25 protein-coding genes are annotated in these 26,330 nt (G+C 68.0%); 17 read left to right on the top strand and 8 right to left on the bottom strand.

Features of this window, described 5'->3' with window-relative positions; genetic code table 11:
- Nucleotides 1–7 precede the first annotated feature (7 nt).
- The 10 genes from GA0116996_RS01000 to GA0116996_RS00955 all read left to right on the top strand — a co-directional run bounded on the left by GA0116996_RS01000 (nucleotide 8) and on the right by GA0116996_RS00955 (nucleotide 8,959).
- The gene (locus GA0116996_RS01000; protein ID WP_018007943.1) at nucleotides 8–898 is read left to right on the top strand and encodes a LysR substrate-binding domain-containing protein; all 891 of its coding nucleotides are present in this window, start codon (nucleotides 8–10) and stop codon (nucleotides 896–898) included.
- A gap of 12 nt (nucleotides 899–910) precedes the next feature.
- Entirely contained in the window at nucleotides 911–1,450 is a 540-nt protein-coding gene (locus GA0116996_RS00995) for a GNAT family N-acetyltransferase (RefSeq protein WP_092306483.1), read from the top strand.
- 250 nt (nucleotides 1,451–1,700) lie between these two features.
- The gene (locus tag GA0116996_RS00990) at nucleotides 1,701–3,227 is read left to right on the top strand and encodes an FAD-linked oxidase C-terminal domain-containing protein (RefSeq protein ID WP_092306481.1); all 1,527 of its coding nucleotides are present in this window, start codon (nucleotides 1,701–1,703) and stop codon (nucleotides 3,225–3,227) included.
- Between the two features lie 8 nt (nucleotides 3,228–3,235).
- Complete coding sequence (locus GA0116996_RS00985) at nucleotides 3,236–4,159, top strand: ion transporter (RefSeq protein WP_092306479.1); 924 nt, start codon at nucleotides 3,236–3,238, stop codon at nucleotides 4,157–4,159.
- 40 nt (nucleotides 4,160–4,199) lie between these two features.
- Entirely contained in the window at nucleotides 4,200–5,303 is a 1,104-nt protein-coding gene (gene glcE / locus GA0116996_RS00980) for a glycolate oxidase subunit GlcE (RefSeq protein WP_092306478.1), read from the top strand.
- A 40-nt stretch (nucleotides 5,304–5,343) separates the two neighbouring features.
- Nucleotides 5,344–6,597 carry a glycolate oxidase subunit GlcF gene (gene glcF / locus GA0116996_RS00975; RefSeq protein ID WP_062801673.1) on the top strand — a complete coding sequence of 418 codons (1,254 nt, stop codon included), beginning with the start codon at nucleotides 5,344–5,346 and terminating at the stop codon, nucleotides 6,595–6,597.
- Nucleotides 6,598–6,668: 71 nt separating this feature from the next.
- Complete coding sequence (locus GA0116996_RS00970) at nucleotides 6,669–7,055, top strand: CidA/LrgA family protein (RefSeq protein ID WP_092307328.1); 387 nt, start codon at nucleotides 6,669–6,671, stop codon at nucleotides 7,053–7,055.
- The gene (locus GA0116996_RS00965; protein WP_082819011.1) at nucleotides 7,052–7,777 is read left to right on the top strand and encodes an LrgB family protein; all 726 of its coding nucleotides are present in this window, start codon (nucleotides 7,052–7,054) and stop codon (nucleotides 7,775–7,777) included. Before GA0116996_RS00970 ends, GA0116996_RS00965 begins: the two co-directional genes overlap by 4 nt.
- Before the next feature lie 98 nt (nucleotides 7,778–7,875).
- Entirely contained in the window at nucleotides 7,876–8,247 is a 372-nt protein-coding gene (locus GA0116996_RS00960) for a VOC family protein (RefSeq protein ID WP_208601223.1), read from the top strand.
- A 22-nt stretch (nucleotides 8,248–8,269) separates the two neighbouring features.
- Nucleotides 8,270–8,959, top strand: a complete 690-nt coding sequence (locus GA0116996_RS00955) for a helix-turn-helix transcriptional regulator (RefSeq protein WP_092306474.1) — start codon at nucleotides 8,270–8,272, stop codon at nucleotides 8,957–8,959.
- A 3-nt stretch (nucleotides 8,960–8,962) separates the two neighbouring features.
- Here the strand turns inward: GA0116996_RS00955 and GA0116996_RS00950 are convergent, their stop codons facing one another.
- Genes GA0116996_RS00950 through GA0116996_RS00940 form a run of 3 tightly spaced genes read right to left on the bottom strand, consistent with a single transcriptional unit; the run spans nucleotide 8,963 to nucleotide 11,731 of the window.
- Nucleotides 8,963–9,457, bottom strand: coding sequence for a glutathione peroxidase (locus tag GA0116996_RS00950; RefSeq protein WP_092306473.1), 495 nt, complete (start codon nucleotides 9,455–9,457; stop codon nucleotides 8,963–8,965).
- Between the two features lie 54 nt (nucleotides 9,458–9,511).
- Nucleotides 9,512–10,651, bottom strand: coding sequence for a PilT/PilU family type 4a pilus ATPase (locus GA0116996_RS00945; protein ID WP_092306471.1), 1,140 nt, complete (start codon nucleotides 10,649–10,651; stop codon nucleotides 9,512–9,514).
- Nucleotides 10,652–10,687: 36 nt separating this feature from the next.
- On the bottom strand, nucleotides 10,688–11,731 hold the full coding sequence (locus GA0116996_RS00940; RefSeq protein ID WP_025583874.1) for a type IV pilus twitching motility protein PilT: 1,044 nt from the start codon (nucleotides 11,729–11,731) through the stop codon (nucleotides 10,688–10,690).
- Between the two features lie 68 nt (nucleotides 11,732–11,799).
- Here GA0116996_RS00940 and GA0116996_RS00935 point away from each other — a divergent pair, with 68 nt between their 5' ends.
- A complete protein-coding gene (locus GA0116996_RS00935; RefSeq protein ID WP_092306469.1) occupies nucleotides 11,800–12,489 on the top strand; it encodes a YggS family pyridoxal phosphate-dependent enzyme in 690 nt (229 codons plus the stop codon).
- Nucleotides 12,490–12,532: 43 nt separating this feature from the next.
- Nucleotides 12,533–13,369 (top strand): pyrroline-5-carboxylate reductase, encoded by an 837-nt coding sequence (gene proC, locus GA0116996_RS00930; protein ID WP_092306467.1) that lies wholly within the window; start codon nucleotides 12,533–12,535, stop codon nucleotides 13,367–13,369.
- Between the two features lie 99 nt (nucleotides 13,370–13,468).
- Here the strand turns inward: proC and ubiA are convergent, their stop codons facing one another.
- From ubiA to recG, 5 genes are all read right to left on the bottom strand, one after another.
- A complete protein-coding gene (ubiA, locus tag GA0116996_RS00925; protein ID WP_092306465.1) occupies nucleotides 13,469–14,326 on the bottom strand; it encodes a 4-hydroxybenzoate octaprenyltransferase in 858 nt (285 codons plus the stop codon).
- A 141-nt stretch (nucleotides 14,327–14,467) separates the two neighbouring features.
- Complete coding sequence (locus GA0116996_RS00920; protein WP_092306463.1) at nucleotides 14,468–14,953, bottom strand: Dps family protein; 486 nt, start codon at nucleotides 14,951–14,953, stop codon at nucleotides 14,468–14,470.
- A gap of 146 nt (nucleotides 14,954–15,099) precedes the next feature.
- Complete coding sequence (locus GA0116996_RS00915; RefSeq protein WP_092306461.1) at nucleotides 15,100–16,542, bottom strand: catalase; 1,443 nt, start codon at nucleotides 16,540–16,542, stop codon at nucleotides 15,100–15,102.
- 406 nt (nucleotides 16,543–16,948) lie between these two features.
- Nucleotides 16,949–17,899 (bottom strand): LysR substrate-binding domain-containing protein, encoded by a 951-nt coding sequence (locus tag GA0116996_RS00910; protein ID WP_062801683.1) that lies wholly within the window; start codon nucleotides 17,897–17,899, stop codon nucleotides 16,949–16,951.
- Nucleotides 17,900–18,020: 121 nt separating this feature from the next.
- Complete coding sequence (gene recG, locus GA0116996_RS00905) at nucleotides 18,021–20,204, bottom strand: ATP-dependent DNA helicase RecG (protein WP_092306459.1); 2,184 nt, start codon at nucleotides 20,202–20,204, stop codon at nucleotides 18,021–18,023.
- 229 nt (nucleotides 20,205–20,433) lie between these two features.
- Between recG and queA the strand changes: the two genes are divergently transcribed.
- From queA to secF, 5 genes are all read left to right on the top strand, one after another.
- The gene (gene queA / locus GA0116996_RS00900) at nucleotides 20,434–21,504 is read left to right on the top strand and encodes a tRNA preQ1(34) S-adenosylmethionine ribosyltransferase-isomerase QueA (RefSeq protein ID WP_092306457.1); all 1,071 of its coding nucleotides are present in this window, start codon (nucleotides 20,434–20,436) and stop codon (nucleotides 21,502–21,504) included.
- A 16-nt stretch (nucleotides 21,505–21,520) separates the two neighbouring features.
- Nucleotides 21,521–22,651 (top strand): tRNA guanosine(34) transglycosylase Tgt, encoded by a 1,131-nt coding sequence (tgt, locus tag GA0116996_RS00895; protein ID WP_092306455.1) that lies wholly within the window; start codon nucleotides 21,521–21,523, stop codon nucleotides 22,649–22,651.
- Nucleotides 22,652–22,842: 191 nt separating this feature from the next.
- Complete coding sequence (gene yajC, locus GA0116996_RS00890; RefSeq protein ID WP_012353816.1) at nucleotides 22,843–23,169, top strand: preprotein translocase subunit YajC; 327 nt, start codon at nucleotides 22,843–22,845, stop codon at nucleotides 23,167–23,169.
- Between the two features lie 209 nt (nucleotides 23,170–23,378).
- On the top strand, nucleotides 23,379–25,250 hold the full coding sequence (gene secD / locus GA0116996_RS00885; RefSeq protein ID WP_092306453.1) for a protein translocase subunit SecD: 1,872 nt from the start codon (nucleotides 23,379–23,381) through the stop codon (nucleotides 25,248–25,250).
- Nucleotides 25,251–25,291: 41 nt separating this feature from the next.
- On the top strand, nucleotides 25,292–26,263 hold the full coding sequence (secF, locus tag GA0116996_RS00880; RefSeq protein ID WP_092306451.1) for a protein translocase subunit SecF: 972 nt from the start codon (nucleotides 25,292–25,294) through the stop codon (nucleotides 26,261–26,263).
- Nucleotides 26,264–26,330: the final 67 nt, after the last annotated feature.

Genomic DNA, 26,330 nt, shown 5'->3' with positions numbered 1-26,330 from the left:
CGCAGGGATGGCCTCCATGTTCAACCGCGTGCCGCCGCTGCACCTGCTGATCGCGTTCGAGGCCGCCGCGCGCCTGGGCAGCTTCGCGCGCGCGGCCGAGGAGCTGTCGGTGACCCCCAGCGCGGTCTCGCACCGCATCAAGAACCTCGAGGAGCTGTGGGGCGAAGACCTGTTCGTGCGCGCCAACGCCGCGCTGCGGCTGACCGCGGCCGGCACGCGCTACCTGCGCAACGTGCAGGACGCGCTCAAGTCGCTCAACGAGCTGGCGCGGCCCGAGTACAACAAGATGCGCACGCGCCTGCGCGTGGCGATCCCGCCCACCTTCGGGCGCCAGCACCTGGTGCCGCGCCTGCCCGAGTTCGGCGCGCTCTATCCGCATATCGACCTCGAGCTGCACTTGGCGATCCCGTTCCTCGACGTCAAGGCCGAGGACACCGATGTCGAGATCCGCTACGGCACCGGCCGCTACCCTGACCTGAAGACGACCAAGCTCCTGGTGGAACCGGTGTTCCCGGCGTGCGGGCGCGAGTACTACGAGCGCGTCAACGGCCGCGCCATCACCCGGCCCGAGCACCTGCACGGCCTGGTGCTGCTGCGCAGCCCGCTGGAGCCGTGGAAGCCGTGGTTCGAGACCGCCGGACTGGACTGGCCCGAACCCCAGACCGGCCCGCAGTTCAACGACATCGGCCTGATGCTGGAGGCGATCGCCTCCAACCAGGGCGTGGCGCTGGTGCGCCAGCGCATGGCTCGGCACTGGCTGTCGCTGGGGCAGATGGTGCGCCTGCTCGATGTGGAATCGGTATCGCCGCACGGCTACTACATCGTCGAGCGCGAACAGGCGCCGCTCAAGCCCGAGGCGCGTTATTTCGTCGACTGGCTGCTGAGCCTGGACTGGTAGGAGACTGCGCCCATGGAAATCCGCCTGCTGACTCCCGACGATGCCGCAGCCTTCCACGCGCTGCGGCTGCAGGGACTTGCCGAAGCCCCGGAAGCCTTTGCCGCCAGCCTCGAAGAAGAACAGGAGCTGGCACCGGAGGCGGTGGCGCAACGCCTTGCGCCGAGCGCGGACAAGGCCATGTTCGGCGCCTTCGAGGCGGGTCCCGACGGTATCGCGCTGGCCGGCATGGTCGGCGTGATGCGCGAGCCCCGGCGCAAGCACTGGCACAAGGCCTCGATCTTCGCCATGTACGTGGCGCCGGCCTGGCGCGCGCGCAAGCTCGGCCGCGCGCTGATGCTGCGCGCGCTGCAGCAGGCCGCCGCCATGCCGGGCGTGCGCCAGGTCACGCTGTGCGTCAATGCCGGCAGCGCGGGCGCGGTGCGCTTGTACGAATCGCTCGGGTTCGAGCGCTTCGGGCTGGAGCCCGACGCGTTGTACGTCGCGCCGCACTTCCACGACAAGCTCGACATGGTGCTGCGGCTGCCCGAGGCCCCGGCGCAGCCGGACCGCTGAAGGCAGCGCCGGGGCAACGCCGAGCGCCGCACCCGCCTTTCCGATGGCCGGCCGCCGGTGCTACGCTGAAAGCGGGGCCAGTGCCCGCCGGCCATGATGAGCATTTTTGATCGGCCTGGCATGCGGAATTCACGTCTGGCGTGGTGCCCGCGCCAGGTGGCCTGCGCTATAGTCACCCGTCCCCCGCGGCCGGCAGGCCGGCAAGCGAGCGCCACAGGCCGCCGTCCAGGAGACCCCACAGGAGTCGTTCATGAATGCCCCGCACGAAGCCCAAACCCTCGCTCCCGGCGCCGCCGGCGCTCCGGCCACGGCCGCGGCCGACGGCCGCCGCGACGCGCTGCTGGCCGGGCTGGCTCAGATCCTTCCCGACGCCGCGGTGCTGTGGAAGCCGGAAGACACCGTGCCCTATGAGTGCGACGGCCTGGCAGCGTACCGGCAGGTGCCGATGGCGGTGGCCCTGCCCGACACCGAGGAGCAGGTCTGCGCCATCCTGCGGCTGTGCCACCAGCTGGGCGTGCCGGTGGTGCCGCGCGGCGCCGGCACCAGCCTGTCGGGCGGCGCCATGCCGATCGCCGAGGGCCTGGTGCTGTCGCTGGCCAAGTTCAAGCGCATCCTGTCGGTCGACCCGTATTCGCGCACCGCGGTGGTCCAGCCGGGCGTGCGCAACCTGGCCATCTCGGACGCCGCCGCACCGCACAACCTGTACTACGCGCCCGACCCGTCGTCGCAGATCGCCTGCACCATCGGCGGCAATGTCAGCGAGAACTCCGGCGGCGTGCACTGCCTGAAGTACGGCCTGACCGTGCACAACGTGCTGCGCGTGCGCGCGGTGACGATGTCGGGCGAGGTGGTGGTGTTCGGTTCCGAGGCCCCCGACGCGCCCGGGCTGGACCTGCTGGCCGTGCTGATCGGCTCCGAAGGCATGCTGGCCGTGGTCACCGAGGTCACCGTGCGCCTGATCCCCAAGCCGCAGCTGGCGCAGGTGATCATGGCCTGCTTCGACGATGTCGAGAAAGGCGGCAACGCGGTCGCCGACGTGATCGCCGCCGGCATCATCCCGGCCGGGCTGGAGATGATGGACAAGCCCGCCACCGCCGCGGTCGAGCAGTTCGTGCATGCGGGCTATGACCTCGATGCCGCCGCCATCCTGCTGTGCGAGTCCGACGGCACCCCCGAGGAAGTGGCCGAGGAGATCGAGCGCATGAGCGCGGTGCTGACGGCATCGGGCGCCACCCGCATCGTGGTCTCGCAGAACGAGGCCGAGCGCCTGCGCTTCTGGAGCGGCCGCAAGAACGCCTTCCCGGCGGCGGGCCGGATTTCTCCGGACTATTACTGCATGGACGGCACCATCCCGCGCAAGCACATCGGCACGCTGCTCAAGCGCATCGAGGCCATGGAAGTGAAGTACAGGCTGCGCTGCATCAACGTGTTCCATGCCGGCGACGGCAACATGCACCCGCTGGTGCTGTTCGACGGCGGCGACCAGGACGAATGGCACCGCGCCGAGCTGTTCGGCGCCGATATCCTGGAAACCTGCGTCGAGCTGGGCGGCACCGTCACCGGCGAGCACGGCGTCGGTGTGGAGAAGCTCAACTCCATGTGCGTGCAGTTCTCGACCGCCGAGCGCGACGCCTTTTTCGGCGTCAAGGCCGCCTTCGACCCGGCGCGGCTGCTGAACCCCGACAAGGCCATCCCGACGCTGGCGCGCTGCGCCGAATACGGCAAGATGCACGTGAAGAAGGGCCTGCTGCCGCATCCCGAGCTGCCGCGCTTCTGAGCCACGCCATGAAAGAGAATCCCCGCCGGCGCCAGCACCAGGAAGCCGTGGTGCGCCAGCGCCTGGGCCAGCCCGAGGCGGGCTGGCGCCAGCGCTGGTACACCATCATCTTCGAGGCCGATACGCGCGAAGGTCGCCTGTTCGATGTCGCGCTGCTGCTCGCCATCGTCACCAGCGTGATGATCGTGATGCTCGACAGCCTGCCCGCGGTGAACCAGCGCCTTGGCGGGGTATTCACGGTGCTGGAATGGATGTTCACGCTGCTGTTCACCGCCGAATACGCCATGCGCCTGCTGGTGGTGCGGCACCCGTGGCGCTATGCGCTGAGCTTCTACGGCGTCATCGACTTCATCTCGATCATGCCGACCTGGCTCGCGTTCTTCGTGCCGGAACTGCATTTCCTGATCGACGTGCGCCTGCTGCGGCTGCTGCGCGTGTTCCGGATCCTGAAGCTGACGGTGTACTTCGAGGAAGCCGAGATCCTGTACCGCGCGCTGGTCAACAGCCGGCGCAAGATCTTCGTGTTCCTGGCCGCGGTGTTCATCATCACGGTGATCCTCGGCACCGTGATGTACGTGGTCGAAGGCCCGGAGCACGGCTTCCACAGTATCCCGGTCAGCATGTACTGGGCCGTGGTGACGCTGACCACCACCGGCTTCGGCGACATGGTGCCGAAGACGCCGCTGGGGCAGTTCATCACCTCGCTGACGATCCTGCTGGGCTACGGCATCATCGCCTTTCCCACCGGCATCGTCGGCGCCGAGCTGGCCGCCAGCATCATGAAGCGGCCGCTGACCACCCGCACCTGCACCCATTGCCTGACCGAGGGGCACGAGCCCGACGCGCAGTATTGCAAGCACTGCGGCACCCAGCTGCCGGCCTATCAGAACGACCGGCCTGAAATCCCGGGCGGCCGCGACGGCCTGGCCTGATCCAGAGCCGCGCCAGACACTCCTCCCTACTCGCACGACTATGCAAGCCACCCTCGACGCCTTCCGCGACGCCGTCAGGCAAGCCACCGAGACCCGCACCGCGCTGCGGCTGCGCGGCGGCGGCAGCAAGGACTTCTACGGCCAGCCGCCGCAAGGCCAGCTGCTGGACACGCGCGCCTACACCGGCATCGTCGACTATGACCCGGCCGAACTCGTGATCACCGCACGCTGCGGCACGCCGCTGGCCGAGATCGAAGCCGCGCTCGCGGACAAGCGCCAGATCCTGGCGTTCGAGCCGCCCCACTTCGCGCTGCCCGGCCAGCCCAGCGTGGCGACGCTGGGCGGTGCCGTCGCCGCCGGCTTGTCGGGCCCGCGCCGCCAGTCGGTGGGCGCGCTGCGCGACTTCGTGCTGGGCGCGCAGCTGATGGACGGCCGCGGCGAGGTGATGGACTTCGGCGGCCAGGTGATGAAGAACGTCGCGGGCTACGACGTGTCGCGGCTGCTGGCGGGCTCGCTCGGCACGCTGGGGCTGATCCTGCAGGTCTCGGTCAAGGTGCTGCCGGCGCCGTTCGACGAGGCCACGCTGCGCTTCGAGATGGCGCAGGCCGAAGCCGTCCGGCAACTGAACCAGTGGGGCGGGCAGCCGCTGCCGCTGGCGTCTTCGGTGTGGCATGCGGGAGTGCTGCACGTGCGCCTGTCCGGCGCCGGCGCCGCGGTGCGTGCGGCCTGCGCCCGGCTCGGCGGCGACCGCCTGGACGCGGCGCCCGCTGCCGCGCTGTGGCAATCGCTGCGCGAGCAGACCCACCCGTTCTTCGCCCCGGCGCACGCCGGCCGCGCGCTGTGGCGGCTGGCGGTGCCCACCGTGGCCGCGCCGCTGGCGCTGCCGGGCGCGCAGCTGCTCGAATGGGGTGGCGGCCAGCGCTGGTGGCTGCCCGAAGAGGGCTCGGCCAAAGCCGACGCCGAAAGCGTGCGCGCGGTGGCCCAGGCCGCCGGCGGCCATGCCACGCTGTTTCGCCACGGCGACAAGTCGATGGGCGTGTTCACGCCGCTGGCGTCGCCGCTGGCCGCGATCCATCGCCGCCTGAAAGAGACCTTCGACCCTGCCGGCATCTTCAATCCGCAGCGCATGTACCCCGGGCTCTGAGCCCGCGGGCCAAGACACTCCAGGCACTACACCCCACATCATGCAAACGACCCTGGCCGATTTTCTCCGCGACACGCCCGAAGGCGAGGAAGCCAAATCCATCGTCGGCAAGTGCGTGCATTGCGGCTTCTGCACCGCCACCTGCCCCACCTACCAGTTGCTCGGCGATGAACTGGACGGGCCGCGCGGGCGCATCTACCTGATGAAGCAGGTGCTCGAAGGCCATGCCATCACCGAAAGCACGCGCCTGCACCTGGACCGTTGCCTGACCTGCCGCAACTGCGAATCGACCTGCCCCTCCGGCGTGCGCTATGGCCGCCTGGTCGACATCGGCCGCCAGCTGGTCGACGACAAGCTCGAGGCCGAAGGCGTGCGGCGTCCCGCCAGCCAGCGCATCGCGCGCTGGGTGCTGCGCGAGGGGCTGACGCGGCCGGCGCTGTTCGGCACCGCGCTGCGCCTGGGCCAGATGGTGCGCCCGCTGCTGCCGGGCACGCTGCGCGCCAAGGTGCCGCCGCTGTCGGCCAGCGCCGCGCCCGGCGCGTGGCCGCGCAACACGCATGCGCGCAAGATGCTGTTGCTCGACGGTTGCGTGCAGCCGGCAATGTCGCCCAACATCAATGCCGCCACCGCGCGCGTGTTCGACCGTGTCGGCGTACAACTGGTGGTGGCGCGCGAGGCCGGCTGCTGCGGCGCGATCCGCTTCCACACCGGCGACCACGATGGCGGCCTCGACAATATGCGCCGCAATATCGACGCCTGGTGGCCGCATGTCGAAGCCGGCGCCGAAGCCATCGTGATGACCGCATCGGGCTGCGGTGCGATGGTCAAGGACTACGGCCACCTGCTGCGCAACGATCCCGCCTATGCCGAGCGCGCGCGCCGCATCTCGGCGCTGACGCGCGACCTGTCCGAGGTCCTGCCGGACTTTGCCGACGACCTGCACGCCGCCGCCGGCGCGGTGCCGCGCGACGGCCGGCGCGTGGCCTACCACCCGCCCTGCACGCTGCAGCACGGCCAGCAGATCCGCGGCAAAGTCGAAGCGCTCTTGACCGGCCTCGGCGTGGAAGTCAAACTCTGCGCTGACAGCCACCTGTGCTGCGGCTCGGCGGGCACTTACTCGGTGCTGCAGCCGGAACTGTCCCAGCGCCTGCGCGACGACAAGCTCGCCAAACTGCAGGCGACGCAGCCCGAAGCCATCGTCTCGGCCAATATCGGCTGCATCTCGCACCTGCAGGGCGGCACCGATACGCCGGTCATGCACTGGATCGAACTGGTCGACCGGATGCTGGGATAACACCCCGGCCGTGGTTGTCTCCCCTCTCCCGCCTGCGGGAGAGGGGGCAATGCACAACCATGACCGCCCCCATGCTCCAGACCTTTGCCATCCTGTTGGTTTTCCAGTCCGTCGGCGAGGTGATCAGCTACGCGCTGACCCTGCCCGTGCCCGGCCCAGTGCTCGGCATGATCCTGCTGTTCGGCTGGCTCGTCTTCGACGACCGGCTGCTGCCCGTGATCCAGGGCACCACCACCGAGCTGCTCAAGCACCTGTCGCTGCTGTTCGTGCCGGCCGGCGTCGGCATCATGGTCCACGCCAACCGCATCGAGGGCGAGTGGATGCCGATCCTGGTCGCGCTGGTGGTGTCCACCTGGCTGGCCATCGCCACCACCGCCGTGGTCACGCGCATGCTGATGCGCAAGCGTTCCGGCACGCCCGACGCGCCGCATGCCGACGCCAAGGGGGAACAGGCATGATGACGCCGCGCCTGAACGAGATCTGGGTCTACCTGGCCGCCAGCCCGCTGGTGGGCCTGACCGCGACGCTGCTGGCCTATGTGTTCGCCTTCCGCATCTACGAGAAATCGCGCTTCTCGCCGCTGGCCAACCCGGTGATGATCGCGGTGGCGCTGCTGGTCACGGTGCTGACCGTCACCGGCACGCCCTATAAGACCTACTTCGACGGCGCGCAGTTCGTGCACTTCCTGCTGGGCCCGGCGACGGTGGCGCTGGCGGTGCCGCTGTACCTGCAGCTGCCCAAGCTGCGCACCCATGTGTTCCCGCTGCTGGCGGGACTGGTGGCGGGCTCGGTGGTGGCGGTGGTGTCGGCGGTGGGCATTGCCTGGCTGCTCGGCGCCTCGCCGGAAACGGTGCGCTCGCTCGCGCCCAAGTCGGTGACGATCCCGATCGCCATGGGCGTGGCCGAGAAGATCGGCGGGCTGCCGTCGCTGACGGCGGTGCTGGTGATGGGCACCGGCATCATCGGCGCGGTCAGCGCGACCATGCTGCTGAACCTGCTGCGCATTCGCGACTACAGCGTGCGCGGCTTTGCCACCGGGGTGGCGGCGCACGGTATCGGCACCGCGCGCGCGTTCCAGGTCAACCAGGAGGCCGGCGCCTTCGCCGCGCTCGGCATGGGCCTGAACGGCGTGCTGACCGCGATCCTGGTGCCGGTGATGGCGGCGTGGATGCCGCACTGACCTTTCGCCCTGACATCCTCCTGACAGCACGCTGTCAGCAGCCCCCGCGCATGATGCGAGCTCCTCACTCCCCTACCTATGGAACCCAGGAGCCCATCATGAGCCAACGCCTGATCAATTGGCTGGAAATCCCCGTCGTCGACATGCCCCGCGCCATCGGTTTCTACGAGCAGGTGTTCGATATCAAGCTGCGCCGCGAAACCATGAGCCAGGTCGACATGGCCGTGTTCCCGCACCCCGATCCCGGCGGCGCGCTGGTCGCCGGCGAAGGCTACCGGCCCAGCAACTACTACGGCACGGTGCCGTACCTGCACGCGCCCGAACTCGATTCGCTGCTGGCGCGCGCCACGCGCGCCGGCGGCAAGACCGTGTTCGGGCCGCTGCGCCTGCCGGGCGAGATCGGCCGCATCGCGCATATCACCGACAGCGAGGGCAACCGCATCGGCCTGCACGAGCCGGTGGCCGCATGACCGCCATGGGCCACGCTGACCGATGAGCCGCCGCGCCGACCGCCTGTTCCAGATCGTTCAGGTGCTGCGCGGCCGCCGCCTGACCACGGCGGCGCTGCTGGCGCAGCGGCTCGGGGTCTCGGAACGCACCGTCTACCGTGATATCCAGGCGCTGTCGCTGTCGGGCGTGCCGGTCGAGGGCGAGGCCGGCATCGGCTACCGGCTGCGCGCCGACTTCGACGTCCCGCCACTGATGTTCACCGCCATGGAAGTGGAAGCGCTGGTTGCCGGCCTGCGGCTGCTGAAGGCCTGGGGCGGCGGCGCGCTGGCCGCCGCGGCCGATCCGGCGCTGGAGAAGCTGATGGCCGCGCTGCCGTCGCCGCGCCGGCTGGCGGCGCAGCAAAGCCGCGTGTTCGCGCCCGAGTACGTCAACCAGGCGCACGTGCGCGAGGCCTTCGACGTGGTGCATGGCGCGCTGGGCGCGCACAAGCTGCTGCAGCTCGACTACTGCGACGCGCAGCAGCGCATCACCGAACGCGTGGTGATGCCGCTGGGGCTGTTCTTCTGGGGCAATGCCTGGCTGCTGGCGACGTGGTGCACCACGCGCGAAGACTACCGCAGCTTCCGGCTCGACCGCTGCCGCGCCATCCGCATGCTCGACGACCAGTTCCACGAAACCCCGGAGCGCTCGCTCAACGGCTTCCTGCGCGCGGTGCGCGCGAGCGGCACCTGAGGCTCAGGCGGCCGGGTCGGACAGCAGCCGCTCGACGTCGGCGCGCAGTTCTGCCGGCTTGACGGTCGGCGCATAGCGCTTGTACACGGTGCCGTCGCGGCGCAGCAGGAACTTGGTGAAGTTCCACTTGATGCCCTGGGTACCGAGCACGCCACGCTTTTCGGTGGTCAGCCACTGGTACAGCGGATGGGCGTTGGGGCCGTTGACGTCGATCTTGGCGAACATCGGGAAGCGCACCGCGAAACGCGTTTCGCAGAACTGTCCGATCTGCTGCGCATCGCCCGGTTCCTGCTTGCCGAACTGGTTGCACGGGAAGCCCAGCACTTCCAGGCCCCGCTCGTGGTATTCGTCATAGAGCTTCTGCAGGCCTTCGTACTGCGGGGTGAAACCGCATTCGCTGGCGGTATTGACCACCAGCATCACCTTGCCCTGGAACTGCGACAGCGGCACCGGCTGGCCGGCGAGCGAGTTGGCTTCGAACTGGTAGACATTGCTCATGGCAGACTCCTGTAGATAGCCAAGCATACCGCCATGCGCGTCGCCGCGCAGCCCTCAGATGACGTTGAGGTGCTCGGTGCCGGCGCCCAGGTCCGAGTCCTTGGCATGCGTGCTGTGCAGCTTGATCATCAGGCGCAGGTCGTTGAGCGAGTCGGCGTTGCGCAGCGCGTCCTCGTAGGTGATCTTGCCCTGCTCGTACAGGTCGAACAGCGCCTGGTCGAACGAGATCATGCCCTGCTCGCGCGACTTCTTGATGACTTCCTTGAGCTCGTGGATCTCGCCCTTGAAGATCAGGTCGGCCACCAGCGGCGTGCCGATCATGATCTCCACCGCCGGCACCCGGCCCTTGCGGCCCGCGCGCGGCAGCAGGCGCTGCGAGATCATCGCCTTCAGGTTCAGCGACAGGTCGATCAGCAGTTGCTGGCGCTTTTCCTCGGGGAAGAAGTTGACCACGCGGTCGATCGCCTGGTTGGCGTTGTTGGCGTGCAGCGTGGCCAGGCACAGGTGGCCGGTCTCGGCGTACTGCATCGCGTACTCCATGGTCTCGCGGTCGCGGATCTCGCCGATCAGGATCACGTCGGGCGCCTGGCGCAGCGTGTTCTTCAGCGCCACGTGCCAGGACTCGGTATCGATGCCGACCTCGCGCTGCGTGACGATGCAGTTCTGGTGCGCGTGCACGTACTCGATCGGATCCTCGATGGTGATGATGTGGCCGTAGGAGTGCGCGTTGCGGTGGTCCAGCATTGCCGCCAGCGTGGTCGACTTGCCCGAGCCGGTGGCGCCGGTGACGATCACCAGCCCGCGCTTGGCCATCACCACGTCATGCAGCGTCTGCGGCAGGTCCAGGTCGGCCACCGACGGGATGCGCGTATTGATGGTGCGCACCACCATGCCGGCCTTGCCCTGCTGGATAAAGGCCGAGACGCGGAAGCGCCCGGCCTTGGGCGCGCTGATCGCGAAGTTGCATTCGCGGCTGGTGTCGAAGTCCTGCACCTGGCGCTCGTTCATCACCGAGCGCACCAGGCCGAGCGCCTGGGTCGGGTTCAGCGGCTGCTGCGACACCGGCGTGATCTTGCCGTCGACCTTGATCGCCGGCGGGAAGTCCGAAGTGATGAACAGGTCCGAGCCGCGGTTGCTGACCATCAGCTCCAGCAGGTCGTTGATGTACTTGGCGGCGGATTCGCGGTCGAGCATGGCGGTGTCCTGCAGGAGGAAGAGCGAAGGCGGGCCTCAGCCCATGAACGCGTCCGGGTTCTTGGCAATCGCGCGCGCATCGTTGTAGCTGATGACGCTGCGCTTGATCAGGTCCGACAGGCACTGGTCCAGCGTCTGCATGCCCAGCCCGCTGCTGGTCTGCATCATCGAGTACATCTGCGCGATCTTGTTTTCGCGGATCAGGTGGCGGATCGCGGGCGTGGCGATCATGATCTCGTGCGCGGCGGTGCGGCCGTTGCCGTCGCGGGTCTTCAGCAGCGTCTGCGAGATCACCGCCTCCAGCGATTCCGACAGCATGGTGCGCACCATGTCCTTCTCTTCGGGCGGGAACACGTCGACCACGCGGTCGATGGTCTTGGCCGCCGAGCTGGTGTGCAGCGTGCCGAAGACCAGGTGGCCGGTCTCGGCCGCGGTCAGCGCCAGGCGGATGGTTTCGAGGTCGCGCAGTTCGCCTACCAGGATCACGTCGGGGTCTTCGCGCAGCGCCGAGCGCAGCGCGTTGGCAAACGAATGCGTATGCGGCCCCAGTTCGCGCTGGTTGATCAGGCTCTTCTTGGAGCTGTGCACGAATTCGATCGGGTCCTCCACCGTGAGGATGTGGCCCATGTCGTTTTCATTGCGGTGGTCGACCATCGCCGCCAGCGTGGTGGACTTGCCCGAGCCGGTCGGGCCCGTCACCAGCACCAGCCCGCGCGGCTTCATGCACAGGTCGGCAAACACCGCCGGCGCGCGCAACTCTTCCAGCGTCAGCACCTTGGACGGAATGGTACGGAATACCGCGGCGGCGCCGCGCTGGGTGTTATAGGCATTGACGCGGAAGCGCGACAGGCCGGCGATCTCGAACGAGAAATCGATTTCGAGGCGTTCCTCGTAGGCCTTGCGCTGGGTGTCGCTCATGATGTCGTACACCATGGCGTGGACATCCTTGTGCGTCATCGAGGCGACGTTGATGCGGCGCATGTCGCCGTGGATCCGCACCATCGGCGGCATGTCCGCGGACAGATGAAGATCGGACGCCTTGTTCTTGACGGCGAAAGCCAATAGCTGCGCGATGTCCATCTATAATGACCCCACCCTGATTTGTTATCGGTACTTGACGTACCTTTTATATATATGTTCGCCGGATTATGTCTGTGATTGCCGCCAACTTGCAAGCCGTGCGCCAGGGCATTGCGGCGGCAGCACAACAGGCCGGCAGGCAAGCCGCGGACATCGCCCTGCTGGCCGTTTCCAAGACCGTTTCCCCCGACCGAATAAGGGCCGCATACGCCGCCGGACAGCGCGAATTCGGTGAAAACTACGTCCAGGAAGGCATCGACAAGATCGCCGCGCTGGCCGACCTGCGCGACCGCCTGCAATGGCATTTCATCGGCCCGCTGCAAAGCAACAAGACGCGGCCGGTGGCGGAACATTTCGACTGGGTCCACACCATCGACCGGCTCAAGATCGCCGAGCGGCTGTCGGCCCAGCGCCCGGCCGGCATGCCGGCGCTGCAAGTCTGCATCCAGGTCAATATCAGCGGCGAAGCCAGCAAGAGCGGCGTCGCCCCGGCCGAGGTGCCCGCGCTGGCGCATGCGGTCGCGGCCCTGCCCGGCCTGCAACTGCGCGGGCTGATGGCGATCCCCGAACCCGCGCACGACCCCGCCGCGCAACGCCGCCCGTTCGCCACCATGCGCACCATGCTGCAGGCGCTGCGCGCCGACGGGCTGGCGCTCGACACGCTGTCGATGGGCATGTCGGGCGACATGGAGGCCGCCATCGCCGAGGGCGCGACCCTGGTGCGGATCGGCACCGCCATCTTCGGCGCGCGCGGCTGACGTCCGCGCCCCGACCGGAATCTTTCAGACCCCAGAGACCTTCATGCTCGACACCCTCACCTTCGGTTTTCTTGGCGGCGGCAACATGGCTTCCGCACTGATCGGCGGCCTGATCGCTCGCGGCGTGCCCGCCGGCGCGATCCGCGTGGTCGACCCGTTCCCGGAAGCGCAGCAGCGCCTGGCGCGCGACCTCGGCGTGCATGCGGCCGGAGCGCCGGACGCCGCCTTCGGCGCCAGCGATGTGCTGGTGCTGGCGGTCAAGCCGCAGCAGTTCCGCGACGCCACGGAGCAACTGCTGCCGCACCTGCCGGGCGATGGCCCGGGCAACCTGGTGATCAGCGTGGCCGCCGGCATCCGGCTGCAGGACATGCAGCGCTGGCTCGGCGGGCGCAACCGCGTGGTGCGCGCGATGCCGAATACGCCGGCGCTGTCGGGCATGGGCATGACGGGGCTGGCCGCGCCGGCCGGGCTGTCGGCCAAAGACCGCGCCATTGCCAGCGCCGTGGCCGAGGCCGTCGGCAAGTGCGTCTGGGTCGATGGCGACGACCAGATCGACGCCGTCACTGCGATTTCCGGCAGCGGCCCGGCCTATGTGTTCTATTTCATCGAGGCGATGCAGCGCGCCGCCACCGAACTGGGACTGAGCGCCGAACAGGGACGCGACCTCGCGGTGGAAACCTTCCGCGGCGCGGCCACGCTGGCGGGGCAGTCACCCGAACCGGTGGCGACGCTGCGCGAGCGCGTGACGTCGAAGGGGGGGACCACCCATGCGGCGCTGACGTCGATGGAGGCCTCGGGCATCGCCGATGCCTTCGTGCGGGCGATGCACGCGGCCGCGGCGCGCGGCAAGGAGATGGGGGCGGAGTTCGGGAAGGATTAAGGGGCGGTCAGCCCGCAGGCGCTCTGAGCTGGCCGCCGCCCCTTGTGAACGCTACCCTCGCCCGCAGGCGGGAGAGGGGAGCAAACCGGCAGGGATCAATCACCGCACCGCATACGCCAGCGCCGTCCCGGCAAACACGCAAGCCCCCAGCCAGTTGTTGTGCCGGAACGCCGCGAAGCACCGCATCCGGTCGCGCTCGCGGATCAGCGTGTAGTGGTAGCCGGCACAGCCGATCGCGGCAACCAGCCCCACCCAGTACGGCCACCCCAGGCCCAGCAGCACGCCCGCCCACGCCATCAGGGCAAAGAACGCGGCATAGCACAGCATGATCGCCGCCACGTCGAAGCGCCCGAAGGTGATGGCCGAGGTCTTCATGCCGATCAGCAGGTCGTCGTCGCGATCCACCATGGCATAGGCTGTGTCATACGCTACTGCCCAGAACACATTGGCCAGCAGCATCAGCCATGCCACCGGCGGCACCTGGTCCTGGATCGCGGCGAACGCCATCGGGATGCCGAAGCCGAACGCGATCCCCAGGTAGGCCTGCGGAATCGCAAAGAAGCGCTTGAAGAACGGGTAAGTCCCGGCCACCACCGCCGCCACGACCGCCAGCCACTTGGTCAGCGCATTCAGCGGCAGCACCAGCATGAAGGCCACCAGCGCCAGCACGGCGGCCACCGCCAGCGCTTCCCACGCGGCGATCTTGCCGGCCGTCAGCGGCCGTTCCCGGGTGCGCTTGACGTGCTTGTCGAAGTCGCGGTCGGCCCAGTCGTTGATGGCACAGCCGGCCGAGCGCATCAGGAAGGTGCCCGCGACGAAGATCCAGAACAGGCCCCAGCGCGGCGGCCCGTCCGCCGCCATCCACATGGCCCACAGCGTCGGCCACAGCAGCAGCAGCGTGCCGATGGGCTTGTCGATGCGCACCAGGCGCGCGTAGAGGGCAAGGCGTTCAAGCATGGGGGTGGGGGGCAACGGCGAGAGGGTCTGCACGGCGTGGATCCGGGGCGGGCGATTCAATGAAAACGCGCCGCAGCCCGGATGGCTGCGACGCGCTGTACCGGCTGCCGCAGGCGCGGCAGCCAGGCGGGCGAGCCGGCCTCAGGCCAGCATCGAACGCAGCATCCATGCGGTTTTTTCGTGCGTCTGCATGCGCTGGGTCAGCAGGTCGGCCGAGGGCTCGTCGCCGGCGGCATCGATCACCGGGAAGATCGAGCGCGCGGTGCGCACCACGGCTTCCTGGCCCTCGACCAGCTTGCGGATCATGTCGGTGGCCTCGGGCACGCCCTCTTCCTCGGCGATCGACGACAGGCGCGCGTATTCCTTGTAGGTGCCCGGGGCCGGGTAGCCCAGCGCGCGGATACGCTCGGCGATCGAGTCCACGGCCAGCGCCAGTTCGTTGTACTGGGTCTCGAACATCAGATGCAGCGTATTGAACATCGGACCCGTCACGTTCCAGTGGAAGTTGTGGGTCTTGAGGTAGAGGGTATAGGTGTCGGCCAGCAGCTTGGACAGCCCTTCCGCGATCTTTTTGCGGTCCTTGTCGGAAATACCGATATTCACGCTCATCTCGTTCTTCTTTGCCATGGTAGATACGCTCCGTTCAGGTATAGCCACGAGGAGCGCCGCCGGACTTGCCGATTCGGGGCCGGGCGGCGCGGTACCCCGCATTATTGCACCCGGCAACGGTCCCGGCCAAACCCCGCGCCGGATGGCCGTTGCCGGGCGGGCGCTTATTGCAGGTTGAGCGCCCGCTTCACGCCTTCGCCATAGGCCGGGTCGGCCTTGCTGAAGTGCTCCAGCTGCACGCGCACGATGGCCTCCGGCACGCCCTGCATCGCCGCGGCGATATTGGCGAACAGGCGCTGGCGCTGGCCTTCGTCGAACAGGCGGAACAGCGCGCCGGGCTGGCTGTAGTAGTCGGTATCGACGCGGTGGTCCCAGCGGTCGGCGGCGCCGTCGAGCGCCAGCGGCGGCTCGATCGCGCGCTCGCTGGCGGCGTAGGCGCTTTCGCGGTTGGGCTCGTAGTTGAGCTTGCCGCCCTGGTTGCCGTCCACGCGCATCGCGCCGTCGCGGTGGAAGCTGTTGTGGAACGGGCATTTCGGCGCATTGACCGGGATCTGGGCGTGGTTGATGCCCAGGCGGTAGCGCTGCGTGTCGCCATACGAGAACAGCCGCCCCTGCAGCATCTTGTCGGGCGAGAAGCCGATGCCGGGCACGATATTGGCGGGGTTCATTGCCACCTGCTCGACCTCGGCAAAGTAGTTGTCCGGATTGCGGTTGAGCTCGACCACGCCCACGTCGATCAGCGGGTAGTCCTTGTGCGGCCAGACCTTGGTCAGGTCGAACGGGTTGATGTGGTACTTGGCCGCCTCGGCCTCCGGCATGACCTGCACGCGCAGGTTCCAGCGCGGGAAGTTGCCGCGCTCGATATTGTCGAACAGGTCGCGCTGGGCGCTCTCGCGGTCGTTGGCCACCACCTTTGCGGCTTCCTCGTTGGTCCAGTTCTCCACGCCCTGCTGCGACTTGAAGTGGAACTTGACGTAGAAGCGCTCGTTATTGGCGTTGATGAACGAATACGTGTGCGAGCCGAAGCCGTGCATCTGCCGGTAGTTCTGCGGCAGGCCGCGGTCGCTCATCAGGATGGTGACCTGGTGCAGCGATTCCGGATGGCGCGACCAGAAGTCCCACACCGCGATCGGGTCGCGCAGGTTGGTGCGCGGGTTGCGCTTCTGCGTGTGGATGAAGTCGGGGAACTTGAGCGGGTCGCGCACGAAGAACACCGGCGTGTTGTTGCCGACTAGGTCCCAGTTGCCTTCGTCGGTATAGAACTTGATCGAGAAGCCGCGCACGTCGCGCTCGGCGTCCGCCGCGCCGCGTTCGCCGGCGACGGTGGAGAAGCGGATGAACAGCGGCGTTTCCTTGCCAATCTCGGCAAACACCGAGGCCTTGGTGTACTTCGTGATGTCGTGCGTGATGCGCAGCGTGCCGTAGGCGCCGGAGCCCTTGGCGTGGACGCGGCGCTCGGGAATGACTTCGCGGTCGAAGTGAGCCAGCTTCTCGAGGAACCAGACGTCCTGCAGCAGCATCGGGCCGCGCGGGCCGGCGGTCTGCGAGTTCTGGTTATCGGCAACCGGTGCGCCGGCGGCAGTGGTGAGAGTGTCTTTCTTGCTCATCTTTTCCTCTTTGTGGGTGGGCTGAAAGCAAATGCCGCGTCAGTGCGCGGCGGCATAGCAGGCAAGGCAATCGAGCAGGCAGCGCCCCATGCGGAAGGAAAAACGGGGCTGGATCGGTATGGTTTTCAGTGAACGGGCGCTGGTGCTCATCATCGGTTCCTGTCTTGCGTCGACGCCATCCGCATCGACAGGAGCCAGTCTACAAATTATCTATCAGGTTGAGAATTTAATTATTTATACCTATGTATTAGGTCAAATCTATTTGGGGTTAGTGAAACTTATGCCAGCGGCAGGTGACCACCCCAAGACAGCGCGGCCAGATATCCGATCCGGGGAGCAGAAATGACAACGGCCGCAGCGGAATCTCCGCTGCGGCCGTTGCATGGACAGTCCTTCGACGCGACGCTCAGGCGGCTTCGGCCAGTTCCTTGGCATCGAGCTTGCGCACGCCGGGCAGGTCGCACGCGGCCACGGCGTTGGCCAGCGCTTCCATCGCCGGCAGGCGGGTGAAGCTCTTGCGCCAGGCCAGCACCACGCGCCGGTCGGGCACGGGGTCGGCAAACGGCACGTACGACAGCATGTCGCCCTTGGCCTTCAGGTCGGGCACCGAGGTGCGCGGCAGCACGGTGATGCCGACCCCGCTGGCCACCATATGGCGGATGGTCTCGAGCGACGAGCCCTCGAAGGTCTTCTGGATGCCGTCGGCCGCCTGCGAAAAGCGCGACAGCTCGGGGCACACGCCCAGTACGTGGTCGCGGAAGCAATGGCCGCTGCCCAGCAGCAGCATGGTCTGCTGCTTCAGCTCTTCGGGATCGACCGCGTGCGCCTGCGCCAGCTGGTGGCCGCGCGGCACGGCCACGACAAAGGGTTCGTCATAGAGCGGGCGCACCGTCAGGCCGGAATCGGGGAACGGCTCGGCCATCACCGCGCAGTCGATCTCGCCCTGCTTGAGCAGCTCGATCAGCTTGTGGGTGTAGTTCTCCTGCAGCATCAGCGGCATCTGCGGCACGGTGTCGATCATCTGCTTGACCAGCGACGGCAGCAGGTACGGCCCGATGGTGTAGATCACGCCCACGCGCAGCGGCCCCGCCAGCGGATCCTTGCCCTGCTTGGCGATCTCGCGGATGGCCATGGTCTGCTCCAGCACACGCTGGGCCTGCGCCACGATCTGCTCGCCGACCGACGTCACCGACACCTCGGAGGTGCCGCGCTCGAAGATCTGCACGTTGAGCTCGTCTTCCAGCTTCTTGATGGCGACCGACAGCGTCGGCTGCGACACGAAGCAGGCTTCGGCGGCCCGGCCGAAATGGCGCTCGCGCGCCACGGCGACGATGTACTTGAGTTCGGTGAGCGTCATGACTTATCAAATCCGGGTAGGCGATAGATTTTACCTTCGATTGCCGGTTCTGTCAGAGTGCCCGCTTCACGCGAGCCGGTATGCGACGGCTCCGGCACAAAGCCGGCCAGCAAGACTTCAATCAGGCCTTCAGGTAGTGCTCGCGCCCGCCCAGCCAGCGCGCCAAGTGCGCTTCCACCGCTTCCGGATAGTGCGCCAGCATCAGCTCGGCCGCCTCCTGGGCGTACTCCACCAGCCAGGCATCGGTCTGCAGGTCGGCAAAGCGCAACATCGCCTCGCCGGACTGGCGCGCCCCCAGGAATTCGCCCGGGCCGCGGATCTCCAGGTCACGCCGCGCGATCTCGAAGCCGTCGGTGGTCTCGCGCATGGTCGCCAGGCGCTCGCGCGCGGTGGGCGACAGCGGCGCCTGGTACATCAGCAGGCACACCGATTCGGCGCTGCCGCGTCCGACCCGGCCGCGCAGCTGATGCAGCTGCGCCAGGCCAAAGCGCTCGGCATGCTCGATCACCATCAGCGAGGCATTGGGGACGTCCACGCCCACCTCGATCACGGTGGTGGCCACCAGCACTTGCAGCCGGTTGGCACTGAAGTCGTCCATCACCGCGGCCTTCTCCGCCGGCGGCAGGCGCCCGTGCACCAGGCCCACGCGCAGGTCGGGCAGCGCGGCCACCAGGGTCTCGTAGGTCTCGACCGCGGTCTGCAGCTGCAGCGCCTCGCTTTCCTCGATCAGCGGGCATACCCAGTAGACCTGGCGGCCTTCGGCGGCGGCGTGGTGGATGCGCCCGATCACCTCGTCGCGGCGCTCGTCGTTGACCAGGCGCGTGACGATGGGCGTGCGCCCCGGCGGCAGTTCATCGATCACCGAGACGTCGAGGTCGGCGTAGTACGTCATGGCCAGCGTGCGCGGGATCGGCGTAGCCGACATCATCAGCTGGTGCGGCACGGTTTCGGCCGCGCAGATGGCAGCGGGCGCTTCGGCCGCGCCGGCCTTGCCGCGCAGCGCCAGCCGCTGGGCGACGCCGAAGCGGTGCTGCTCGTCGACCACCGACAGTCCCAGCCTGGCAAAACGCACGGTGTCCTGGATCAGCGCATGGGTGCCGATCACCAGCTGCGCCTCGCCCGATTCCACGCGGGCCACGGCCGCGCGCTTGTCGCGCGCCTTCTGGCTGCCGGCCAGCCATGCCACCGGTACGCCCAGCGGCTCCAGCCACGCCGACAGCTTGCGGAAATGCTGCTCGGCCAGGATCTCGGTGGGCGCCATCAGCGCCGCCTGGAAACCGGCATCGATGGCCTGGCACGCGGCCAGCGCGGCGACGATGGTCTTGCCGCTGCCGACGTCGCCCTGCAGCAGCCGGTGCATCGGGTGCGGCAAGCTCATGTCGGCGGCGATTTCGCCGACCACGCGCTGCTGCGCGCCGGTCAGCCGGAACGGCAGGGCCGCCAGGAAGCGCGTCAGCAGCCCGCCCTCGCGGCGCGGCATGGTCGGCGCGGTCTTGTCGCGGCGCGCCGCGTGCGCGCGCCGCAGCGAGATCTGCTGCGCCAGCAGTTCGTCGAACTTGACGCGCTGCCAGGCCGGATGCGAACGGTCGGCCAGCGCGGCCTCGCTTTCCTGCGGCGGCGGCGCGTGCAGCAGCCGCAGGCAGTCGGCCAGCGGACGCAGCTGCAGGCGCGCCAGCGGCCCCTTCAGCACCGGCTGCGGCAGCGTCTCGGGCAAGGGAGTGCGCACCAGCGCGCCGCCGATGGCCTTGCGCAGGTAGGCCTGCGGGATGCCGGCGGTGGACGGGTACACCGGCGTCAGGCGGTCGGGCAGCGCCTCGCCGGCCAGCACCGGGCGCACCGTCGGGTGGACCATCTCGGCGCCGAAGAAGCCGCCGCGCACCTCGCCGCGCACGCGCAGGCGCACGCCTTCGGCCATCTGCTTGGTCTGGCTGCCGTAGAAGTTCAGGAAGCGCAGGGTCAGCTCGCCGCTGTCGTCGGCAATCTTCACCACCAGCTGGCGGCGCGGCCGGAACGTGACTTCGTTGGAGACGACTTCGCCTTCCACCTGCGCCGGCAGCCCGAGCCCGGCACGGTGGATGGCCTCGGCGATCGGCACCACCGTGGTCTCATCCTCGTAGCGCATCGGCAAATGCAGCACCAGGTCGACCGGGCGGCGCAGGCCCAGCTTGGCCAGCCGCGCGGCCGCGGAAGACGTGCCCGAGCCCGCGGCCTTGCCCTTGCCCGCGCCGGCCTTGCCGCGCGCGGGGGCCGGCGCGTCGTCGGCGTCGGCAGGGTCCTGGATCGGTTCAGCGGCGGTTCCGGGCATCGGCGAAAAAGTTGGCAGCAGTCGCTGCGGGCTTCTGGACTGGCTGGCGCGGCGCCGGCGAATGGCCGGTATCACGCCCGGCGCGGCGGCAAGCGCGCCCGTGGCCTTACAATATCGGATTCGCCGATTGTACCCATGCCGGCTGCCAACCCGGGCAGCGGAGTGACGCGCCCTGCCCGGCGCCCGCCTCCGCCACAGCCTGCAGACCGCGCAGCCCGCCCTTCCCACGATGTTGACGCTTTCCGATTTCGACTTTCCGCTGCCGCCCGAACTGATTGCCCAGAGCGCGCTGCCCGACCGCAGCGCCAGCCGCCTGCTGGTGGTGGAGCGGCTCGCCCCCGGCGACACCGCCGATGCGGTGCGCATGGTCGACCGCGCCTTCAGCGACATCGTCGATTACCTGCGTCCGGACGACCTGCTGGTGTTCAACGACACCCGCGTGATCAAGGCCCGCTTCTTCGGCCACAAGCCCAGCGGCGGCAAGGTCGAGGTACTGGTGGAGCGCGTGGTCGATGCCCATACCGTGCTGGCCCAGGTGCGCGCGTCCAAGACGCCGGCCGAAGGCAGCGCCCTGCACCTGGCCGACGGCGCCTTCGCCGTGACCGTGGGCCCGCGCGTGGACCAGTTCTTCACGCTGCGTTTCCCCGAGCCGGCGCTGGACCTGATCGAGCGCTACGGCCGCCTGCCGCTGCCGCCGTATATCACCCACGACCCCGACGCCTACGACGAGACCCGCTACCAGACCGTCTACGCGCGCAGCCCCGGCGCGGTCGCCGCGCCTACCGCGGGCCTGCATTTCGACGACGCGCTGTTCGCCCGGCTCGATGCCGCGGGCGTGCGCCGCGCCTTCCTGACGCTGCATGTGGGCGCCGGCACCTTCCAGCCGGTGCGCACCGAGAACCTCGCCGAGCACAAGATGCATTCGGAGTGGTACGCGATTTCCGAAGACCTGGCGCAGGCGGTGCGCGACACCCGCGCACGCGGCGGCCGCGTGATCGCGGTCGGCACCACCTCGCTGCGCGCGCTGGAATCGGCCGCGCAGCCCGACGGCACGCTCGCCGCCGGCAGCGGCGACACCGATATCTTCATCACGCCCGGCTACCGCTTCCGCCTGGTCGACTCGCTGATCACCAATTTCCACCTGCCCAAGTCGACGCTGCTGATGCTGGTGTCGGCGCTGGCCGGGGTGCAAGCCATCCGCGCCGCCTACCGCCACGCGGTCGAGCAGCGCTACCGCTTCTTCAGCTACGGAGACGCCATGCTCCTGACCCGGCAGCCGGACGCCGCCGCCAAGGCCTGATTTCAGACTATTCGACATGCTCAACTTCGAACTCATCACCACCGACGGCAACGCCCGCCGCGGCCGCGTCACGCTCAACCACGGCGTGGTCGAAACGCCGATCTTCATGCCGGTGGGTACCTATGGCTCGGTCAAGGCGATGTCGCCGCTGGAACTGAACGAGATCGGCGCCCAGATCATCCTGGGCAATACCTTCCACCTGTGGCTGCGCCCGGGGCTGGACGTGGTCAATGCCCATGAAGGGCTGCACCGCTTTATCGGCTGGGACAAGCCGATCCTGACCGACTCGGGCGGTTTCCAGGTGTTTTCGCTGGGCGATCTGCGCAAGATCACCGAAGATGGCGTCACCTTTGCCTCGCCGGTCAACGGCGACAAGCTGTTCCTGTCGCCCGAGATCTCGATGCAGATCCAGCGCACGCTGAATTCGGACATCGTCATGCAGTTCGACGAATGCACGCCGTACGAGATCGACGGCCGCCCGGCCACGCACGAGGAAGCCGCCAAGTCGATGCGCATGAGCCTGCGCTGGGCCAAGCGCTCGCGCGACGAGTTCGAGCGGCTGGCCAACCCGAACGCGCTGTTCGGCATCGTCCAGGGCGGCATGTACGAAGACCTGCGCGACGAGTCGCTGGCCGGGCTGTCCGAGCTGGACTTCCACGGCTTTGCCATCGGCGGGCTGTCGGTGGGCGAGCCCAAGGAAGACATGATGCGCGTGCTGGAACACGTGGCGCCGCGCCTGCCGGCCAACAAGCCGCACTACCTGATGGGCGTGGGCACGCCCGAGGACCTGGTCGCCGGCGTCGCCGCCGGGGTCGACATGTTCGACTGCGTGATGCCGACCCGCAATGCGCGCAACGGCTGGCTCTTCACCCGCTACGGCGACGTCAAGATCAAGAACGCCGCGCACCGCAACGACCCGCGCCCGCTCGACGAGAGCTGCGCTTGCTACACCTGCCGCAATTTCTCGCGCGCCTACCTGCACCACCTGCACCGCGTCGGCGAGATCCTGGGCGCGCGCCTGAACACCATCCACAACCTGCACTACTACCTGCAGCTGATGCGCGAGGTGCGCGAGGCGATCGAGCAGCACCGCTTCACCGATTTCCGCCGCCAGTTCGCCGCCGACCGCGCCCGCGGCACGCAGTGACCACCCCGGGCGGCGCGAACTTTCGCGCCGCCGGCGGTCGAATAGCCGGTCAAGGCGCGGCGCACGCCGCGCAAGTTGCCCCCAACGCACCCCGAACAAACCCGTATTCCGCCCTAGAATGCCAAGGGCGGGCTGGGTGCGAATGGTAGAATGTTCGATTAATTGACTGACTTTTGTGACGGAGAATCAACGTGCTGATTTCTAACGCATTTGCCCAGACCGCCGGTGCCGGCGGCGCGGCTGGCGGCCTGATGAGCTTCCTGCCCATCATCCTGATGTTTGGTGTGCTGTGGTTCATCATGATCCGCCCGCAGATGAAGCGCCAGAAGGAAGCCAAGGCAATGCTCGAAGCGCTGGCCAAGAACGACGAAGTCGTCACCGCCGGCGGCATCCTGGGCCGCGTGACCAAGGTCACCGACCAGTATGTCAGCCTGGAAATCGCCGAAGGCACCGAGATCACGGTGCAGAAGAATGCCGTGACCACGGTGCTGCCCAAGGGCTCGCTGAAGGCGCTCTGATCCCCGGAGCGCGCGCGCGACTCCCGCCTTTGTCTTTTCCGGCATGCCCGTTCGCGCATGCCCCGGCAGCCGCCTGATCCAGCCCGACGAAGCCCCCGCGGCTTCCATCCGCGGCTGCCAGGCGGCTGTTTGCCAAACCGGTTCGGCCCCGCCGACGTGGCCCGCCACGCCTGCGCCGGCCCCGCCAACCGCTGAATGACTGGCCCGAGATGAATCGTTATCCGCTTTGGAAATACCTCGTGATCCTGGTGGCCCTGGCCATCGGCATCATCTACACCTTGCCGAACTTCTTCGGCGAGGCGCCTGCCGTGCAGGTGTCCTCGGGCAAGGCCACGGTCAAGGTCGACCTGTCGATGCAGAAGCAGGTTGAAGAGATCCTGGCGCAGAACCAGCTGCAGCCCGACGGCGTCTTCTTCGATATTTCCGGCCAGTCGGGCTCGGTCAAGGCGCGCTTCCGCACCACCGACGAGCAGCTCAAGGCCAAGGACGTGCTGTCGCGCGCGCTCAACCCGGACGCGTCCGACCCCGCCTACGTGGTCGCGCTGAACCTGCTGTCGGGCTCGCCGCGCTGGCTGACCTCGCTGCACGCGCTGCCGATGTACCTGGGCCTGGACCTGCGCGGCGGCGTGCACTTCCTGTTGCAGGTCGACATGAAGGGCGCGGTCGACAAGAAGCTCGACAGCCTTGCCGGCGACGCGCGCACCCTGCTGCGCGACAAGAACATCCGCCACGGCGGCATCGACCGCGACGGCGAGCGCCTGACGGTGCGCTTCAACAACGCCGACGACGCCGGCCGCGCCCGCGCGCTGCTGGCCGACAACCTGCGCGAAGTGGCCTTCGCCATGGACGGCAACAACATTGTCGGCACCTTCACCGAAGTCGCCCGCCGCGCCGTGCAGGATGCCGCGGTCAAGCAGAACATCACCACGCTGCACAACCGCGTCAACGAACTCGGCGTGGCCGAGCCGGTGATCCAGCAGCAAGGCGCCGACCGCATCGTGGTGCAGCTGCCGGGCGTGCAGGACACCGCCAAGGCCAAGGACATCATCGGCCGCACCGCCACGCTGGAAGCGCGCCTGGTCGACAACGACGCACCGCGCAGCCCGCGCCCGGGCGACCCGGTCCCGTTCGGCAGCGAACTGTTCACGCAAGGCAACGGCGCCCCGGTGGTGCTGAAGAAGCAGGTGATCTTCACCGGCGACCGCATCGAAAGCGCCTCGGCCGGCTTCGACCAGAACCAGCAGCCTTCGGTCAACATCAAGCTCGACGCCCAGGGCGGCCGCGTGCTGCGCGACGTCTCGCGCGAGAACCTGAAGAAGCCGATGGCGATCGTGCTGTTCGAAAAGGGCAAGGGCGAAGTGCTGACGGTGGCGACGATCCAGTCCGAACTGGGCTCGAGCTTCCAGATCACCGGCTCCTACTCCACCGAAGCCGCCAACGACCTGGCCCTGCTGCTGCGCGCCGGCTCGCTGGCCGCGCCGATGGAGATCATCGAAGAGCGCACCATCGGCCCGTCGCTGGGTGCCGACAACATCGAGAAGGGCTTTGACTCGGTCGCCTATGGCTTTGCCGCCATCGGCGTGTTCATGATCCTGTACTACATGCTGTTCGGCGTGTTCTCGGTGATCGCGCTGGGCGTGAACCTGCTGCTGCTGATTGCGGTGCTGTCGATGCTGCAGGCCACGCTGACGCTGCCGGGCATCGCCGCCATCGCGCTGGTGCTGGGCATGGCCATCGACGCCAACGTGCTGATCAACGAGCGCATCCGCGAGGAACTGCGCGCCGGCGCGTCGCCGCAGATGGCGATCGCGGTCGGTTTCGACCGCGCCTGGGCCACCATCCTGGACTCCAACGTGACCACGCTGATCGCCGGCCTGGCGCTGCTGGCGTTCGGTTCGGGCCCGGTGCGAGGCTTTGCCGTGGTGCACTGCCTGGGCATCCTGACCTCGATGTTCTCGGCGGTGTTCTTCAACCGCGGCCTGGTCAACCTCTGGTACGGCCGCAAGAAGAAGCTGCAGAGCGTGGCCATCGGCCAGATCTGGAAGCCGGGCAATACCACCGACACGCCGATCGCCAAGTAAGCGGCCCGCGGCACAACACGTAGTACAGAACAGGATTCAACATGGAATTCTTCCGCATCCGGCGCGACATTCCGTTCATGAAGCACGCGTTGATCTTCAACGTGATCTCCTTCCTGACGTTTGCCGCGGCCGTGTTCTTCCTCTGGCAAAAGGGCCTGCACCTCTCGATCGAATTCACCGGCGGCACGGTGATGGAGGTCAGCTACCAGCAGGCGGCCGACCTGGAAAAGATCCGCGGCCAGGTGGGCAAGCTGGGCTACACCGACGTGCAGGTGCAGAACTTCGGCACCTCGCGCGACGTGATGATCCGCCTGCCGCTGCAGAAGGGCGCCGACGGCAAGCCCGTAACGTCCGCCCAGCAGAGCGAGCAGGTGATGGGCGCGCTGACCGCGGCGGCGCCTGACGTCAAGCTGCAGCGCGTGGAGTTCGTCGGTCCGCAGGTGGGCAAGGAGCTGGCCACCGACGGCCTGCTGGCGCTGCTGTGCGTGGTGGCAGGTATCGTGATCTACCTGTCGTTCCGCTTCGAGTGGAAGTTCGCGGTGGCGGGCATCATCGCCAACCTGCACGACATCGTCATCATCCTGGGCTTCTTCGCCTTCTTCCAGTGGGAGTTCTCGCTGTCGGTGCTGGCGGCGATCCTGGCCGTGCTGGGCTATTCGGTGAACGAGTCGGTGGTGATCTTCGACCGGATCCGCGAGGCTTTCCGCAAGTACCGCAAGATGACCACCCACGAGGTCATCGACCACGCCATCACCAGCACCATGTCGCGCACCATCATCACCCACGGCTCGACCGAAATGATGGTGCTGTCGATGTTCTTCTTCGGCGGCCCGACGCTGCACTACTTCGCGCTGGCGCTGACGGTGGGCATCCTGTTCGGCATCTACTCGTCGGTGTTCGTCGCCGCGGCGCTGGCGATGTGGCTGGGCGTGAAGCGCGAAGACCTGGTCAAGGGCGAGAAAAAGGGCGAGTCGACCGACCGCAACGACCCCAACTACGGCGCGCAGGCCTGAGCCCTGCCCTGCCGGAAAACAGAACGGCGCCCCGCGGGGCGCCGTTTTTCATGGCCGCTCAGGAGAC

The organism is Cupriavidus alkaliphilus (assembly GCF_900094595.1).
In the GTDB taxonomy this organism is placed as follows: domain Bacteria; phylum Pseudomonadota; class Gammaproteobacteria; order Burkholderiales; family Burkholderiaceae; genus Cupriavidus; species Cupriavidus alkaliphilus.
Note: the sequence above shows the minus strand (reverse complement) of the source record. Positions and strands in the feature narration are given on the sequence as shown.

Excerpts from the sequence above, each read along its gene's own strand:
- GA0116996_RS01000 (WP_018007943.1), top strand. The coding sequence starts at position 8 with ATGGCCTCCATGTTCAACCGCGTGCCGCCGCTGCACCTGCTGATCGCG.
- GA0116996_RS00995 (WP_092306483.1), top strand. The coding sequence starts at position 911 with ATGGAAATCCGCCTGCTGACTCCCGACGATGCCGCAGCCTTCCACGCG.
- GA0116996_RS00990 (WP_092306481.1), top strand. The coding sequence starts at position 1,701 with ATGAATGCCCCGCACGAAGCCCAAACCCTCGCTCCCGGCGCCGCCGGC.
- GA0116996_RS00985 (WP_092306479.1), top strand. The coding sequence starts at position 3,236 with ATGAAAGAGAATCCCCGCCGGCGCCAGCACCAGGAAGCCGTGGTGCGC.
- glcE (WP_092306478.1), top strand. The coding sequence starts at position 4,200 with ATGCAAGCCACCCTCGACGCCTTCCGCGACGCCGTCAGGCAAGCCACC.
- glcF (WP_062801673.1), top strand. The coding sequence starts at position 5,344 with ATGCAAACGACCCTGGCCGATTTTCTCCGCGACACGCCCGAAGGCGAG.
- GA0116996_RS00970 (WP_092307328.1), top strand. The coding sequence starts at position 6,669 with ATGCTCCAGACCTTTGCCATCCTGTTGGTTTTCCAGTCCGTCGGCGAG.
- GA0116996_RS00965 (WP_082819011.1), top strand. The coding sequence starts at position 7,052 with ATGATGACGCCGCGCCTGAACGAGATCTGGGTCTACCTGGCCGCCAGC.
- GA0116996_RS00960 (WP_208601223.1), top strand. The coding sequence starts at position 7,876 with ATGAGCCAACGCCTGATCAATTGGCTGGAAATCCCCGTCGTCGACATG.
- GA0116996_RS00955 (WP_092306474.1), top strand. The coding sequence starts at position 8,270 with ATGAGCCGCCGCGCCGACCGCCTGTTCCAGATCGTTCAGGTGCTGCGC.
- GA0116996_RS00950 (WP_092306473.1), bottom strand. The coding sequence starts at position 9,457 with ATGAGCAATGTCTACCAGTTCGAAGCCAACTCGCTCGCCGGCCAGCCG.
- GA0116996_RS00945 (WP_092306471.1), bottom strand. The coding sequence starts at position 10,651 with ATGCTCGACCGCGAATCCGCCGCCAAGTACATCAACGACCTGCTGGAG.
- GA0116996_RS00940 (WP_025583874.1), bottom strand. The coding sequence starts at position 11,731 with ATGGACATCGCGCAGCTATTGGCTTTCGCCGTCAAGAACAAGGCGTCC.
- GA0116996_RS00935 (WP_092306469.1), top strand. The coding sequence starts at position 11,800 with ATGTCTGTGATTGCCGCCAACTTGCAAGCCGTGCGCCAGGGCATTGCG.
- proC (WP_092306467.1), top strand. The coding sequence starts at position 12,533 with ATGCTCGACACCCTCACCTTCGGTTTTCTTGGCGGCGGCAACATGGCT.
- ubiA (WP_092306465.1), bottom strand. The coding sequence starts at position 14,326 with ATGCTTGAACGCCTTGCCCTCTACGCGCGCCTGGTGCGCATCGACAAG.
- GA0116996_RS00920 (WP_092306463.1), bottom strand. The coding sequence starts at position 14,953 with ATGGCAAAGAAGAACGAGATGAGCGTGAATATCGGTATTTCCGACAAG.
- GA0116996_RS00915 (WP_092306461.1), bottom strand. The coding sequence starts at position 16,542 with ATGAGCAAGAAAGACACTCTCACCACTGCCGCCGGCGCACCGGTTGCC.
- GA0116996_RS00910 (WP_062801683.1), bottom strand. The coding sequence starts at position 17,899 with ATGACGCTCACCGAACTCAAGTACATCGTCGCCGTGGCGCGCGAGCGC.
- recG (WP_092306459.1), bottom strand. The coding sequence starts at position 20,204 with ATGCCCGGAACCGCCGCTGAACCGATCCAGGACCCTGCCGACGCCGAC.
- queA (WP_092306457.1), top strand. The coding sequence starts at position 20,434 with ATGTTGACGCTTTCCGATTTCGACTTTCCGCTGCCGCCCGAACTGATT.
- tgt (WP_092306455.1), top strand. The coding sequence starts at position 21,521 with ATGCTCAACTTCGAACTCATCACCACCGACGGCAACGCCCGCCGCGGC.
- secD (WP_092306453.1), top strand. The coding sequence starts at position 23,379 with ATGAATCGTTATCCGCTTTGGAAATACCTCGTGATCCTGGTGGCCCTG.
- secF (WP_092306451.1), top strand. The coding sequence starts at position 25,292 with ATGGAATTCTTCCGCATCCGGCGCGACATTCCGTTCATGAAGCACGCG.